Genomic DNA, 273 nt, shown 5'->3' on the forward strand with positions numbered 1-273 from the left:
TGCGTGTACTCGGGAAGACGGGCAGGCCAGCATATGACTTCTGCACAAACTACTGAGACCCAGTATCAGGAGGAAGCAGGCAGTGAACCGTGTTAAAGATAAAGTGTGCATCGTGACCGGTGGTGCCAATGGTATGGGTCGCGAAGATGTGTTGCTGCTTGCCGAGCAGGGCGCAAAAGTTGTTCTGACCGATATTAATGAAGAAGCTGGTCAGGCTCTGGCGGACGAGATTGGCGAGCAGGCACTGTTTATTCGTCATGATGTGGCTTCAGA

The 273-nt window shown here is 52.4% G+C and carries 1 protein-coding gene; it reads left to right on the plus strand.

Annotated features, from left to right (window positions below):
- Positions 1-82: 82 nt before the first annotated feature.
- Positions 83-273, plus strand: a 191-nt coding sequence (locus CWC28_RS21775) for an SDR family NAD(P)-dependent oxidoreductase (RefSeq protein WP_138625788.1), incomplete at its 3' end; no start/stop codon positions are given.

Origin of the sequence: Pseudoalteromonas sp. S4492 (assembly GCF_005886115.1) — a bacterium.
Lineage (GTDB): Bacteria > Pseudomonadota > Gammaproteobacteria > Enterobacterales > Alteromonadaceae > Pseudoalteromonas > Pseudoalteromonas gelatinilytica.